General features: G+C 64.8%; 12 protein-coding genes. 11 read left to right on the forward strand and 1 reads right to left on the reverse strand.

The annotated features are described in order from the left end of the window. The first annotated feature begins 48 nt into the window (after positions 1-48). A complete protein-coding gene (gene putA, locus ACFSCT_RS08625) occupies positions 49-3477 on the forward strand; it encodes a bifunctional proline dehydrogenase/L-glutamate gamma-semialdehyde dehydrogenase PutA (RefSeq protein WP_379141912.1) in 3429 nt (1142 codons plus the stop codon). A 362-nt stretch (positions 3478-3839) separates the two neighbouring features. Here the strand turns inward: putA and ACFSCT_RS08630 are convergent, their stop codons facing one another. Continuing rightward, the gene (locus ACFSCT_RS08630) at positions 3840-4649 is read right to left on the reverse strand and encodes a response regulator (protein ID WP_379141913.1); all 810 of its coding nucleotides are present in this window, start codon (positions 4647-4649) and stop codon (positions 3840-3842) included. 92 nt (positions 4650-4741) lie between these two features. Here ACFSCT_RS08630 and ACFSCT_RS08635 point away from each other — a divergent pair, with 92 nt between their 5' ends. From ACFSCT_RS08635 to ACFSCT_RS08680, 10 genes are all read left to right on the forward strand, one after another. After that, positions 4742-4888: a NepR family anti-sigma factor gene (locus ACFSCT_RS08635; RefSeq protein WP_379141915.1), complete on the forward strand. Its 147-nt coding sequence runs from the start codon at positions 4742-4744 to the stop codon at positions 4886-4888. Between the two features lie 5 nt (positions 4889-4893). After that, on the forward strand, positions 4894-5484 hold the full coding sequence (locus tag ACFSCT_RS08640) for an RNA polymerase sigma factor (protein WP_379141917.1): 591 nt from the start codon (positions 4894-4896) through the stop codon (positions 5482-5484). 9 nt (positions 5485-5493) lie between these two features. Continuing rightward, the gene (locus ACFSCT_RS08645; protein WP_379141919.1) at positions 5494-7281 is read left to right on the forward strand and encodes a sensor histidine kinase; all 1788 of its coding nucleotides are present in this window, start codon (positions 5494-5496) and stop codon (positions 7279-7281) included. Between the two features lie 51 nt (positions 7282-7332). Further along, a complete protein-coding gene (locus ACFSCT_RS08650; RefSeq protein ID WP_379141921.1) occupies positions 7333-7767 on the forward strand; it encodes an RbsD/FucU family protein in 435 nt (144 codons plus the stop codon). Positions 7768-7948: 181 nt separating this feature from the next. Beyond that, on the forward strand, positions 7949-8692 hold the full coding sequence (locus ACFSCT_RS08655; RefSeq protein WP_379141923.1) for an SDR family oxidoreductase: 744 nt from the start codon (positions 7949-7951) through the stop codon (positions 8690-8692). 59 nt (positions 8693-8751) lie between these two features. After that, positions 8752-10242, forward strand: coding sequence for a sugar ABC transporter ATP-binding protein (locus tag ACFSCT_RS08660; RefSeq protein ID WP_379141925.1), 1491 nt, complete (start codon positions 8752-8754; stop codon positions 10240-10242). Then, positions 10239-11243 carry an ABC transporter permease gene (locus ACFSCT_RS08665; protein WP_379141927.1) on the forward strand — a complete coding sequence of 335 codons (1005 nt, stop codon included), beginning with the start codon at positions 10239-10241 and terminating at the stop codon, positions 11241-11243. Before ACFSCT_RS08660 ends, ACFSCT_RS08665 begins: the two co-directional genes overlap by 4 nt. A gap of 17 nt (positions 11244-11260) precedes the next feature. Further along, a complete protein-coding gene (locus ACFSCT_RS08670) occupies positions 11261-12205 on the forward strand; it encodes an ABC transporter substrate-binding protein (RefSeq protein ID WP_379141928.1) in 945 nt (314 codons plus the stop codon). Between the two features lie 85 nt (positions 12206-12290). Next, a complete protein-coding gene (locus ACFSCT_RS08675) occupies positions 12291-13568 on the forward strand; it encodes an L-fuconate dehydratase (RefSeq protein WP_379141930.1) in 1278 nt (425 codons plus the stop codon). After that, positions 13568-14329, forward strand: a complete 762-nt coding sequence (locus tag ACFSCT_RS08680) for an L-fucose dehydrogenase (RefSeq protein WP_379141932.1) — start codon at positions 13568-13570, stop codon at positions 14327-14329. The genes ACFSCT_RS08675 and ACFSCT_RS08680 overlap by 1 nt, the downstream gene beginning before the upstream one ends. Positions 14330-14359: the final 30 nt, after the last annotated feature.

The following is a 14359-nucleotide window of genomic DNA, read 5'->3' on the forward strand; positions in this document are numbered from 1 at the left end:
GCGACTCTGCGCTATATTCCAGCCAACGTCAAAGGAGATGCCCCGATCATGTCTGATGCCCCGCGCGCCCCTGCAAGCGACCCGCTTTGGTCGGCCATCGAGACCGCGAAATTCGCGGACGAGGCCGATCTGGCCCGGCAACTGGTTGCCACCGCCGACCTGTCCACCGACCAGCGCGAGGCGATCAGCGAGGATGCCACCGATCTGGTCCGCCGCATCCGCCAAAGCGCCCGCCCCGGGATGATGGAGATGTTTCTGGCCGAATACGGGCTTTCGACGCAGGAAGGCATTGCGCTGATGTGTCTGGCCGAGGCGCTTTTGCGGGTGCCCGACGCCGATACCATCGACGATCTGATCGAGGACAAGATCGCGCCCAGCGACTGGGGCAAGCATCTGGGCGAATCGGCATCGAGCCTTGTCAACGCATCGACCTGGGCGCTGATGCTGACCGGCCGGGTGCTGGACGAACCCTCGCCCGGGATCGCCAGCTATCTGCACGCGGCGGTGCGGCGGCTGGGCGAGCCGGTGATCCGCGCCGCCGTCGGCCGGGCGATGAAGGAAATGGGGCGCCAGTTCGTGCTGGGCGAGACCATCGACGCGGCGCTGAAACGCGCCCGCACGGCCGAGGCGCGCGGCTTTACCTATAGCTACGACATGCTGGGCGAGGCGGCGATGACGGCGGCGGACGCGGCGCGCTATCGCGATGCCTATGCCCGGGCGATCGCGGCCATCGCGGGGGCGGCGCAATCCGATCAGGTGGCGGACAACCCCGGCATCTCGGTCAAGCTTTCGGCGCTGCATCCGCGCTATGAGGTCGCGCAGGAGGATCGGGTGATGGCCGAGCTGGTGCCGGTCGTCGCCGATCTGGCCGCGCAGGCGGCCCGCGCCGGCATGGGGTTCAACATCGACGCCGAGGAGGCCGACCGGCTGGTCCTGTCGCTGAAGGTGATCAAGGCGGTTCTTGCCGACCCCCGGCTGGCCGGCTGGGACGGGTTCGGCGTCGTCGTGCAGGCCTACGGCCGCCGCGCCGGGCCGGTGCTCGACTGGCTTTATGCGCTGGCCACCGAGCTGGACCGCAAGATCATGGTGCGGCTGGTCAAGGGCGCCTATTGGGACAGCGAGATCAAGCGCGCGCAGGTCGAGGGGATGCCGGGCTTTCCGGTGTTCACCCGCAAGCAGACCACCGACGCGAGCTATATCGCCAACGCCCGGCGGCTGTTCGGGATGACCGACCGGATCTATCCGCAATTCGCCACCCACAACGCCCATACCGTCGCCGCGATCCTGCATATGGCCGGCGATCGCCCGTTTGAATTCCAGCGCCTGCACGGCATGGGCGAGCGGCTGCACGATCTGGTTCTGGACGAACGCGGCACCCGCTGCCGCATCTATGCGCCGGTGGGCGCGCATCGCGACCTGCTGGCCTATCTGGTCCGCCGCCTGCTGGAAAACGGCGCGAACAGCAGCTTCGTGAACCAGATCGTGGATGAGGAGGTTCCCGCCGAAGAGGTCGCCGCCTGCCCGCTGACCGCCGTCGAGGCGCTGGGGAATGATGTCGCGAACCCCGGCATACCGCTGCCCCGGGCGCTGTTCGCGCCGCGCCGCGAAAACAGTCAGGGCTTCGATCTGAGCGACGACCGGGTGCTCGCGGGGATTTTCGACGCCCGCGACCGCGCGGCGCCGGTGCCGCAGGCTGACGGTGACGCGGTGACGAACCCGGCGAATGGTGAAATCGTGGGCCACCAGCTGCAAGCCACCAAGGCTGAGGTTGCGGCGGCGCTGGATACCGTGCGCCCATGGGATGCCCCGGCCGGCGAACGCGCCGCGATCCTGAACCGCGCGGCCGATCTGTATAAGGCCGATGCCGGTGCGATCTTCGCGCTTCTGGCGCGCGAGGCCGGCAAGACCCTGCCCGACGCGGTGGCCGAATTGCGCGAGGCGGTGGATTTCCTTCGCTATTACGCGACCGGGGCAGCGGCGCTGGATCGGCCGGCGCTGGGGGTCGTGGCGGCGATCAGCCCGTGGAACTTCCCGCTGGCGATCTTTACCGGACAGGTGGCGGCGGCGCTGGCGGCCGGGAATGGCGTGCTGGCCAAGCCGGCCGAGGAAACGCCGCTGATCGCCGCCCATGCCGTGCGGCTTCTGCATCAGGCCGGGGTGCCGGAGCATGTCTTGCAACTGCTGGCCGGGCCGGGCGAGGTGGTGGGTGCGGCGCTGACCGCCGATCCGCGCGTCTCGGGCGTGGTCTTCACCGGCTCGACCGAGACGGCGCGGATCATCCGCCGCAGCATGGCCGCGCATCTGGCCCCAGATGCGCCGCTGATCGCCGAAACCGGTGGGCTGAACGCGATGATCGTGGACAGCACCGCGCTGCCGGAACAGGCGGTTCGGGATATCGTGAACGGCGCCTTCCGCTCGGCCGGGCAGCGCTGCTCGGCGCTGCGCTGCCTTTACGTGCAGGAGGATGTCGCCCCGCATCTGACCCGGATGCTGACCGGCGCGATGGACCAGTTGCGGCTGGGTGATCCGTGGCAGGTGGAAACCGACGTGGGCCCGGTCATCGACGAAAGCGCCAAGGCCGGGATCACGGCCCATATCGAGGCGGCCCGGGCCGAGGGGCGGGTGCTGCATCAGCTTGACGCGCCGGCAAAGGGCAGCTTCGTGCCGCCGACGCTGATCCGCGTCAAAGGCATCGCCGATCTGGAACGCGAGGTTTTCGGCCCGGTCCTGCATCTGGCGACGTTCAAATCCGCGGATCTGGACCGGGTCGTCGACGACATCAACGCGACCGGCTATGGCCTGACCTTCGGGCTGCACACCCGCATCGACGGGCGCGTGCAGGAAATGGTCGACCGGGTTCATGCCGGCAACATCTATGTCAACCGCAACCAGATCGGCGCGGTCGTCGGCAGCCAGCCCTTTGGCGGCGAAGGGCTCTCGGGCACCGGGCCGAAGGCCGGGGGGCCGGAGTATCTCAACCGCTTTACCCGACCGAAAGCGGGCGGGCAGGCCGGCCAGTGGTCGAAGCCCGCCGATCTGGCGGCGCTGCGCCGTGCGCTTTCCGGACAGCCCAAGGCCGCCGTGATCGCCGAGGAGACCATGCCCGGCCCGACCGGAGAGTTGAACCGCCTGACCGTGGTCCAGCGCGCGCCGCTGTTGTGCCTTGGGCCCGGTCTGGACGCGGCGAAGGCGCAGGCGGAACTGGTGCGCGGCATGGGTGGCGTGGCCGTGACGGTGGACGGCGATCTTGCCCCCGCCGATCTGACCGGATTGCAGGGCATCTCCGGGGTGATCTGGTGGGGCGACGCGGAACGCGCCCGCGCCTATGCCGAGGCGCTGGCCGCGCGTCCGGGCCCGATCCTGCCCCTGATCAGCGCAGCGCCCGATGCCGGCCATGTCGGGCTGGAGCGGCATCTGTGCGCCGATACGACGGCGGCAGGCGGTAACGCCGCGCTGCTGGCGCAGTCAGAGCCGTGATCGCGCGTGGTCGCAGTATGTGCCGGTCGCAGCGATCGGAACGCCGGGTCCGGGCTGCGTGATGGCTGTGGATTAAGAAGCCGGGGGCGCTGCCCCCGGACCCCCGGGATATTTCGACAAGGAAGATGGTGGTTCGACGACGTGGTGATGTCGGGCCACTGTCCTTTAAGCATCGCCGGGCGCTAAGGTTTTTGAAGCTACTGGGGTTTTAAAGGCTGAGGGCCTTTTTGATCTTGCCCCCGGGTGGCTGTCGGGCCGGGTCGCGCGGCAATAACGAAGGCGCAGGCGGGTCCGCCGGATCGCGGAACCGTCTGCGCCTGAATTCTGCGCCTGAATATCGCCTTGGCGATCGGTGGCGGCGATCAGGCCGCGCCCAGCCCCTCGGTCGAGGCGAAGAACATCGCCTGACTGACCGAGGAACGCACCTGCTCCTCGGAATAGGGTTTGGAGATCAGGAAGGCGGGCTCGTGCCGGTCGCCGGTCAGCAGCCGTTCGGGGAAGGCGGTGATGAAAATCACCGGGATGTCGCCAAGGCTTTCCAGCAGCTCGGCCACCGCGTCGATACCCGATGAGCCGTCGGCAAGCTGGATATCGGCAAGGATCAGGTCGGGACGCTTGTTCGTGGCAAGCTCGATCGCGGCCGCGTGGGTGCGGGCGATGCCGGTCACATCATGGCCCATGGCCTGAACGATACCCTTGAGGTCCATGGCGATGATGGTCTCATCCTCGATCACCATGACCTTGCCGCGCAGGGCGCGACCCATTTCGTTCAGCGCGATCTGCACCAATTCCTCGGCCTCGGCCTGATCGACGCCCATCACCCTGGCGATTTCGTCATAGCGCAATTCTTCGATGGTGCGCAGCAGCAACGCCTCGCGCGAGTTGGGCGTCAGACCCTGAAGGTGCTTTTGCGCGCGTGCCGCGCGATTGTCGGTTTCCTCGACCACCGGGGCGCCCGAGCTTTGCCAGATGGCGTGAAAAGCACGGAACAGACCGACCCGGGAATTGTCGCCATCCATCAGCGAGCGGTCGCTGAGAATGGCCTCAAGCGTTGCGGCGGCGTAATTGTCGCCCGCAGACTGGCTTCCCGTCAGTGCCCGTGCATAACGCCGCAAATAGGGCAACTCTCGTCCGATGGATTGGGCCAGGCTGGGTTGATTAGGCACTGTCATCACGTCCTCGGAAAAATATTCTTTGAATGGAACCTTTCCCGTCACCTACATGTTACGGTGGGTGCGCACAAGATTTCCGGGACTTAAAATAAATGAACAACAAGCGTGAAGAACGCAAGCGGGCAGCCATCGAACGACAGATCGACGAGAACCTTCGCCGCGTGTATGAGCAGGATGCCGTGCAGGAAGTCCCTGACCGGTTTCTGGCTTTGTTGGAGCAATTGCGCGAGCAGGAGTAAGTTGAATGACCAATTCGGCAGCGCGGCCAGAAAACGCGGGTTCCGAGGCGAATCCGCGCGGCGAGCTTGTCAACCATCTTCCCGCCTTGCGCGCCTTTGCGCTGTCCCTGACACGTGAATCCGCCTCGGCCGACGATCTGGTGCAGGATACCATCGTCAAGGCCTGGACCAACATGGACAAGTTTCAGGCCGGAACAAATTTGCGTGCGTGGCTGTTCACCATCCTGCGCAACACCTTTTATTCCGCCCGGCGCAAGACCCGGCGCGAGGTTTCCGATACCGACGGTATCCATGCCGCGCGGCAGGCGACGCGGCCCGAACACGACGGCCGGCTGGCGCTGAACGATTTCCGCGCCGCTTTCGCGCAACTGCCCGATGAACAGCGCGAGGCGCTGATTCTGGTCGGCGCCTCGGGCTTTTCCTATGAGGAAGCCGCCCAGATGACGAATGTCGCCGTCGGCACCGTCAAGTCGCGCGCCAACCGTGGACGCCGCCGTCTTGCTGATCTATTGCAGCTTGAGGAAGGCGAAGAGCTGGAAATGACCGATCCCGCAACAATGGCAGTGATGTCGGCCAGTACACAGTTCCCCAAGTAAGGACCGTTCATGTGGTCGTTGGCAGGATTGCGCGACAGTTTCGAGTTCACGCGCCATCTGGGCTTTCGTCTGGGGCTTTTGCTGTCGGTCGCGGTTCTGCCGCTTGGGCTGATCTCGGTCATCCAGACCATGCATATGGCGGCCGAGGTCCAGCGCGCCGGTGAGGTGGCGCTGCTGGGCCGGACCTCGGCGGCCGCATCGGGCGAGCGTGGGTTGCTGCAAAGCGCGCTTGGCACCGCCGACGCCCTTGGCCCCGCCATTCTGGAGCTTTTGAACCGGCCCGAGGAATGTTCCGATACGCTGCGCGCCTTCAAGCAGCGCGGGGCGACCTATGCGTCTGCGGGGTTCACGCCGCTTGACGGCAAGGTCACCTGTTCGACCGCCGATGGGCCTTTCGACGCGACCGGGTCAGTCGATTATCAGTCTTTCATCAAGCGGCCCGCGACCATGGTGACCCCGAACGCCAAGGGGATCATTTCGGGTGAATCGGTCATCGTGGTGTCGCAGCCGCTTTATCGCGACAGCGAGTTGCTGGGTTACGTCTCCATTTCGTTGACGACCGAACTCTTGGAATCGACCCATGTCACCAACACCGCCGGGCAGGATGCGCGGATCCTGACGTTCAATGACCGCGGCCAGATTCTGACCTCGGACAGCAAGCCGGGTATCGACCCGATGCAGAGCATGCCCGTGAACCGGACCCTCGTGTCGCTGGTCGCCGAGGCCGATACGACCTTTCGCGCCCAGTCGAACGACGACGAACAGCGGGTTTATTCGGTGGTTCCGGTGGTGCCGGGGCTGGTCTATGCGCTTGGCAGCTGGAGCCCGGGACAGGCCGGGCAGGGCGGTTTTGTCACCGCCCTGTCGGTGCTTTTGCTGCCGCTTATCCTTTGGGCGGCATCGCTCGTGGTGGCCTATATCGCCGTCGACCGGCTGGTTTTGCGGCATATCCGGGAATTGCGCGGCCAGATGCGCCGCTTTGCGGTCGGCGATCGCGACACCCCGCCGCGGATCCTGCGCGAAGCCCCGGCCGAGATCGCGGACGTCAGCCAGACCTTTCACAATATGGCCCGGATCCTGATCCGCGATGAAGAACAGCTTGAGGCCTCGGTCGACGAAAAGACCGTGCTGCTGAAAGAGGTCCATCACCGGGTCAAGAACAACCTGCAACTGATCGCCTCGATCATCAGCATGCAGTCGCGCGCCATCGACAATGCCGACGCGCGGCGCGTGCTGCGCTCGGTGCAGGATCGGGTGTCCAGTCTGGCCACGATCTATCGCAACCTTTATCAGGCCGAGCATCTGGACGCGGTCGAGGCCGATCGGCTGTTGTCCGAGATCATTTCAAAAATGGCCACGGCGACGGCGAATGACGGCAGCAAGCTGCGCCTGGATACCGATCTTGCGCCGCTGACCCTTGTGCCCGATCAGGCGGTGCCCCTGTCGCTTCTTGCGACCGAAGCCTTCACCAATGCGATGAAATACGTCAGCATGCCCGAAGGCCAAACCGAAGCATGGGTTTCGGTACGGCTCAGCCGAGGCGACGACGGCACCGCCATGCTGGAGATCCGCAACTCGATCGGCGCCGGCGATACCGGGGCCGAGGGCACCGGGCTTGGCAGCCAACTGATCGAGGCCTTCGCGACCCAGTTGAACAGCGAGGTCGAGGTGGTGACCGAAGGCGATGAGTTCGTCCTGCGGCTGACCATGAAGGTCGAAGAGCCGCATCTGCGCACCGATGACGATTCCCGTCAGGTCGTGCTGACCTCGGCCGCGCGACAGGGGGCGACGCATTAGGGCAGGGGTTCCCCGCCACCGACCCGACGGCAAATGAAAGGACGGCCACCGATGCTGAAAGGAATAGATCCGCTGATCAGCCCCGATCTGTTGCGGGTGCTGGCGCAGATGGGACATGGCGACGAAATCGCGATCTGCGACGCCAACTTTCCCGCCACCTCGGTCGCGGCGGCGACGGTCCATGGTCAGGCGCTGCGGATCGACTGCGACGCGCGCCGCGCCTTGCAGGCGGTCCTGTCGCTGATCCCGATCGACGATTTCCTGCCCGATCCGGTGATCACCATGCAGGTGGTCGGCGACCCGGAGGCCGTGCCGGTCGCGGTCGGCATCTCGACCCCGCTGCTGGCCGAACATGGCGCCACCCCGAAGGGGATCGAACGCTTCGCCTTCTATGAACGGGCGCGAGCCTGCTTTGCGGTGCTGTCGACCCGCGAAGAACGTCCCTATGGCAATTTCATCATTCGCAAGGGCGTGATCCTTCCCTGACGCCCGCCGGCGCGCCCACGTGTCGGGGTGCAGGAAACCCTTGATCGCTGCGACAAGGGCATGGATATGGCCCGGTTCCGTCTGTTCCGCAGACGGCCGAGCAATTTTTTGGTTGCAGTTTTCGCTTCAATGGTAAATTGTGCCTTCATATTTGCAACGATCTGGCGACTGGGGGGAATCGATGTCGGGACGTTTGGCGGGTAAATCCATTCTGATCACAGCAGCGGGCCAGGGCATCGGCCGGGCCTCGGCCATCGCCTGCGCGAATGAAGGTGCGCGGGTTCTGGCGACCGATCTGAACGCCGACCTGCTGGCCGGTCTGGACGGGATCGAGACGCAGGTTCTGGATGTCACCGATCTTGCCGCGATCCAGGCCCTTGCGGCCAGTGTGGGCGGGCTGGACGGGCTGTTCAACTGTGCCGGCGTCGTCCACAACGGCACGGTTCTGGATATTCAGGACAAGGACTGGCAATTCGCCTTTGACCTGAACGTCACCGCGATGATGCGGACCATTCGCGCCCTTCTGCCCGGGATGCTGGAACGCGCTGCCCAGACCGGAACCGCCAGCATTCTGAACATGTCGTCGATGGCCTCGTCGGTGAAGGGATTCGTCAACCGCACCGCCTACGGCGCCAGCAAGGCCGCCGTGATCGGTCTGACCAAGGCGATCGCCGCCGATTACGTGGCGCGCGGGATTCGCTGCAATGCGCTGTGCCCCGGTACGGTCGATACGCCCAGCCTGCGCGGCCGCATTGCGTCGGCGGCCGATCCGGTGCAGGCTGAAAAGGACTTCATTGCGCGCCAGCCCATGGGACGGCTGGCAACGGTCGAGGACATCGTGCCTATGGTGGTCTACCTTCTGTCCGACGAAAGCCGCTTTGTCTCGGGTCAGGCGATGCTTGTCGATGGCGGCGTGACGATCTGAACTGTCAATACCACGAAGCAATGCCTGAGGAGGGATACGGCATGGCGGATCTGGTTCAAATGACGAAGATAACCAAGACCTTTCCCGGCGTTCGCGCGCTGGACGAGGTTTCATTCGATCTCCGCCCGGGCGAGGTTCACGCCCTGATGGGCGAAAACGGTGCCGGCAAATCGACGCTGATGAAGATCCTGTCGGGGATATATCAACCCGATGGCGGCACGATCGAGGTGGACGGGCTGCGGGTCGAAATCGACGGCCCGGCGGCGGCGCAGGGCTTTGGCATCGGCATCATCCATCAGGAACTCGCGCTGATGCGGGACCTGACGGTCGCGCAGAACATCTTCATCGGGCGCGAGCCGCGGCTGTCGTTCGGTCGTCTGGACGAAAGCAAGCTGAACGCCGATGCGGCGGCGATCTTCGAATCGATGAACATCCACATGGACCCCCGCACCCCCGTCGCCGGCCTGACCATCGCGCGCCAGCAGATGGTCGAAATCGCCAAGGCGCTGTCGCATCGGTCGCGCATCCTGATCATGGACGAGCCGACGGCGGCGCTGAACGACGCCGAGATTGCCGAGCTGTTCACCATCATCCGCCGCCTGCGGTCCGAAGGCGTGGGCATCATCTATATCAGCCACAAGATGGACGAGATCAAACGCATCTCGGACCGGGTGACGGTGATGCGGGACGGCAGATATGTCGGCACGGTCGAGGCCGCCGATACGCCGATCAGCAAGATCATCTCGATGATGGTCGGTCGCGAGCTTGGCGATGAACGCGCCGAAAGGCCGGATCTGTCCGACGCGCCGGTGGCGCTTGAAGTCCGGGGTATCACCCGCGGGCGTGAGCTGAAGGACGTGTCATTCGCGGTGAAACAGGGCGAGATCCTTGGCTTCGCCGGCCTGATGGGCGCCGGCCGGACCGAGGTCGCCCGGGCGATTTTCGGCGCCGACCCGCGCGACAATGGCGAGATCATCGTGCACGGAACCCCGGTCGATATCCGCACGCCTCAGGATGCCGTCCGTGCCGGGATCGGTTATCTGTCCGAAGATCGCAAACATTACGGTCTGGCGCTGCCGATGGACGTGCGCGCCAATATCGCCATGGCCAGCCTGTCGCGCTTTACCGACGGGCTGGGCCGGCTGGACGACCGGCAGCTTGGCCAGATCGCGCGGGACTACATCGCGAAACTGGCCATCCGCACCCCTTCCGACCGGCAAGAGGTGCGGCTGCTCTCGGGTGGCAACCAGCAGAAGGTGGTCATCGCGAAATGGCTTTTGCGGGACTGCGACATCCTGATCTTCGACGAACCGACGCGCGGCATCGACATCGGGGCGAAATCGGAAATCTACCGGCTGCTGAACGAGCTTGCCGCCACCGGCAAGGCGATCATCGTCATCTCCAGCGAACTGCCCGAGGTGTTGCGGCTGTCGCATCGCATCGCGGTGATGTGCGAGGGGCGGCTGACCGGGTTCCTGCCCGCCGACACGACGCAGGAAGCAATCATGGAACTGGCTACGAAACGCGACAGCGAAGGAATGGCGGCATGAGTGAACGGACAGGCACTGCAACCGGACCGCGCAAATCGCTGATGGGCGGCGCTGCGCAACAAAAGCTGCTGGCCTTTGCCAGTCTGATCGTGCTGCTGATCGTGTTCAGCGTCGCCAAGCCGCAGTTCATGCAGATGACCAACATCCTGTCGATCCTGCAGGCGACCTCGGTCAACGGGGTGCTGGCGGTGGCGGCGACATTGGTCATCATCACCGGCGGCATCGACCTTTCTGTGGGCACGTTGATGACCTTCTGCGCGGTGATCGCGGGGGTGGTGCTGACCTGGGCCGGCATGCCAATCATCATCGGCGTGATCGCGGCCATCGCGGCGGGTGGCTGCGTCGGTCTGGTATCGGGCACCTTCATCGCCAAGCTGAAGATCCCGCCCTTCATCGCCACGCTGGGCATGATGCTGATCCTGAAAGGGCTGTCGCTGGTCATCTCTGGCACCAAACCGATCTATTTCAACAATTCTCCCGGCTATACCCAGATCGCGCAGGGGTCGCTGATCGGAAAGGTGCTGCCGTTCCTGCCGGTCCCGAACGGGGTTCTGATCCTGTTCATCGTCGCGGGCGTCGCCGCCTATATCCTGTCGCGCACGGTTCTGGGCCGCTATACCTTTGCACTCGGCTCGAACGAAGAGGCGGTGCGGCTGTCGGGCGTGAACACCGATTTCTGGAAGATGTCGGTCTATGCACTTGCCGGCGCGATCTGCGGCATCGCGGGGATCCTGATCTCCAGCCGGCTGAACAGCGCCCAGCCGGCGCTGGGTCAGGGGTATGAGCTTGACGCCATCGCCGCCGTGGTCATCGGCGGCACCAGCCTTGCGGGCGGGCGCGGCACAATTCTGGGCACACTGATCGGCGCGCTGATCATGTCGGTTCTGACCAACGGGTTGCGCATCCTGTCGGTCGCGCAGGAATGGCAGACCGTCGTTACCGGGGCCATCATCATCGCCGCCGTTTACGCAGATCAACTGCGGCGCGGCAAGATCAAGTGAACGAAAGGGAGGAAACCATGTTCACCAGACGTATCCTGCTTGGCGCTGTTGCCGCAGGCACCCTCATGCTGTCGGCGGGGCTGGCTTCGGCTCAGGACAAGCCGTATATCGCGCTGATCTCGAAAGGGTATCAGCATCAGTTCTGGCAGGCGGTCAAGGCCGGTGCGGACAAGGCTGCGGCCGAACTGGGCGCCGAGGTCACCTTTGAGGGGCCGGACAACGAAACCCAGGTCGATCGTCAGATCGACATGCTGGCCGCAGCCCTTGCCAAGAAACCGGCCGCGATCGGTCTGGCCGCGCTGGACAGTCAGGCGGCGATCCCGCTCTTGCAACAGGCCAAGGACGCCGGCATCCCGGTCGTTGCCTTCGACTCGGGCGTGGACAGTGACATCCCCGTCGCCACCGCCTCGACCGACAACCTTGCCGCCTCGGCATTGGCGGCCGACAAGATGGCCGAGCTGATCGGCGGCTCGGGCAAGGTCGCGGTGGTCGTGCATGACCAGACCTCGCGCACCGGCATCGACCGGCGCGACGGCTTCCTGAAGCAGATGGCCGACAAATATCCCGATATCGAGGTCGTGGCGGTCGAATACGGCGATGGCGACCAGTTGAAATCGACCGAGATCACCAAGACGATCCTGCAGGCGAACCCGGATCTGAAAGGCATCTTCGGCGCCAATGAGGGGTCGGCCATCGGCGTGCTGAACGGGGTCAAGGAGATGGGCTCCAAGGTCGTGGTCATCGGCTATGACAGCGGCGCCGCGCAGAAGCAGGCGATCCGCGACGGCGATATGGCCGGCGCCATCACCCAGAACCCGATCGGCATCGGCTATGAGACCGTCAAGGCGGCGCTGGCCGCCAGCAAGGGCGAGAAGGTCGAGCCGAAGATCGACACCGGATTCTTCTGGTATGACAAGACCAATATCGACAGCCCGGAAATCGCGGCGGTCCTGTACGACTGATTGTCCGTCCACGAAGGCAGGGGGCGGCGCGCCGCCCCCTGACCCCCGGCTTTTCCGCGCTGTCCTGTTCTGAAAGGTAACCCTCATGACAAAGATTACCGGCATGCGCAGCATCGACGTGCGCTTTCCGACCAGTCAGCAGCTTGACGGTTCGGACGCCATGAACCCGGACCCGGACTATTCCGCCGCCTATGTGATACTCGAGACCGACGGGCCGAATCAGGGCCATGGCCTGACCTTCACCATCGGGCGCGGGAACGAGATCTGTATCGCCGCGATCGAGGCGCTTCGGCCGCTGGTCGTCGGGCTGGATATGGATTGGGTCACCGCCGACATGGGCCGCTTCTGGCATTACATCACCGGCGACAGCCAGTTGCGCTGGATCGGTCCCGACAAGGGCGCCATCCATCTTGCCACCGGGGCGGTGGTGAATGCGGTCTGGGACCTTTGGGCCAAGGATCAGGGCAAGCCGGTCTGGCAGCTTGTCGCCGACATGTCGCCGGCGGAATTGGTGCGTTGCATTGATTTTCGCTATCTGACCGACTGCATCACGCCCGAATGGGCGCTGGAGTTCCTGACCCGGCAGGCGGCGGGCAAGGCCGAACGCATTGCAGATCTGAAGGCGCGGGGGTATCCCTGTTATACCACCTCGGCCGGTTGGCTCGGCTATGATGATGCGAAGCTCCGCCGCCTTTGCCGCGAGGCCGTCGAGGCGGGTTTTCGGCATGTAAAGCTGAAGGTCGGTCAAAACCTTCAGGACGACATCCGCCGTCTGACCATCGCCCGCGACGCGGTCGGCCCCGATGTCAGGCTGATGATCGACGCCAATCAGGTGTGGGAGGTGGATCAGGCCATCGACTGGGTGCGCGAACTGGCATTTGCCGACCCGTGGTTCATCGAGGAACCGACCAGCCCCGATGACATCGAGGGTCATCGCAAGATCCGCGAGGGGGTGTCACCGATCGAGGTCGCGACCGGCGAGATGTGCCAGAACCGCATCATCTTCAAACAGTTCATCATGCGCGGCGCAATCGACGTGGTTCAGATCGACGCCTGCCGCATGGGCGGACTGAACGAAGTGCTGGCGGTGCTGCTGATGGCGGCGAAATACGATCTGAAGGTCTGCCCCCATGCCGGTGGCGTCGGGCTTTGCGAATATGTGCAGCACATGTCGATGATCGACTTTCTGTGCATCTCGGATTCGCAAGAGGGCCGGGTGATCGAATATGTCGACCATCTGCACGAGCATTTTCTGGATCCCTGCGTGATCAGGGACGGGGCCTATATGCCACCGGAAGCGCCCGGTTTCTCGATCGAGATGCGGCCGGAGAGTCTGGAGAAATATCGGTTCAAGGGGGCGTGATGGACCTTCATCTGACCGGCAAGGTGGTTATCGTGACCGGCGGCGGCTCGGGCATCGGGGCGGGCATAACCGAGGTGCTGGCGGCCGAAGGCGCCGTCCCGGTGATCTTCGGCCGCACCGCGCCGGATGCCGGCTGGCTGTCGCGGACCGGGGCCGAGTTCGTGCAGGTCGAGCTTTCCGACGATGACGCCTGCCGCACCGCCGTTCAGGGCGTGCGCGACCGCCATCCCGGAATTTACGGTCTGGTCAACAATGCGGGTGCGAATGACGGGGTGGGGCTCGACAGGGGGCCCGGGGCGTTCCGCGACAGCCTCGACCAGAATCTGGTGCATTACTACACGATGGTTCACCTGCTGGCGGATGATCTGCGCCGCAGCCGGGGCGCAATCGTCAATATCGGCTCCAAGACGGCGCTGACGGGACAGGGTGGAACCTCGGCCTATATCGCGGCCAAGGCGGCCATTCTGGGGCTGACGCGGGAATGGGCGGTCGAGTTCCTGCCGGATCTGGTGCGGGTCAATGCGATCGTCGTGGCCGAGGTGATGACGCCGCTTTACCGCCGCTGGCTGAACACCCTGCCGGATCCGGCGGCGGCCGAGGCCGAGATCACCGAACGCATCCCGCTTGGCAAGCGGATGACCACCGCCGACGAGATCGCGGACACCTGCGCCTTTCTGCTGTCCGACCGATCCAGCCACACGACCGGGCAATGGATATTCCCCGATGGCGGCTATACCCATCTGGACCGCCGCATCGGCTGACCGCGCCGATTGGGCTGGCCGGGCTGAACG

The sequence above is a fragment of the Paracoccus pacificus genome (assembly GCF_042680785.1).
GTDB classification, from domain to species: domain Bacteria; phylum Pseudomonadota; class Alphaproteobacteria; order Rhodobacterales; family Rhodobacteraceae; genus Paracoccus; species Paracoccus pacificus.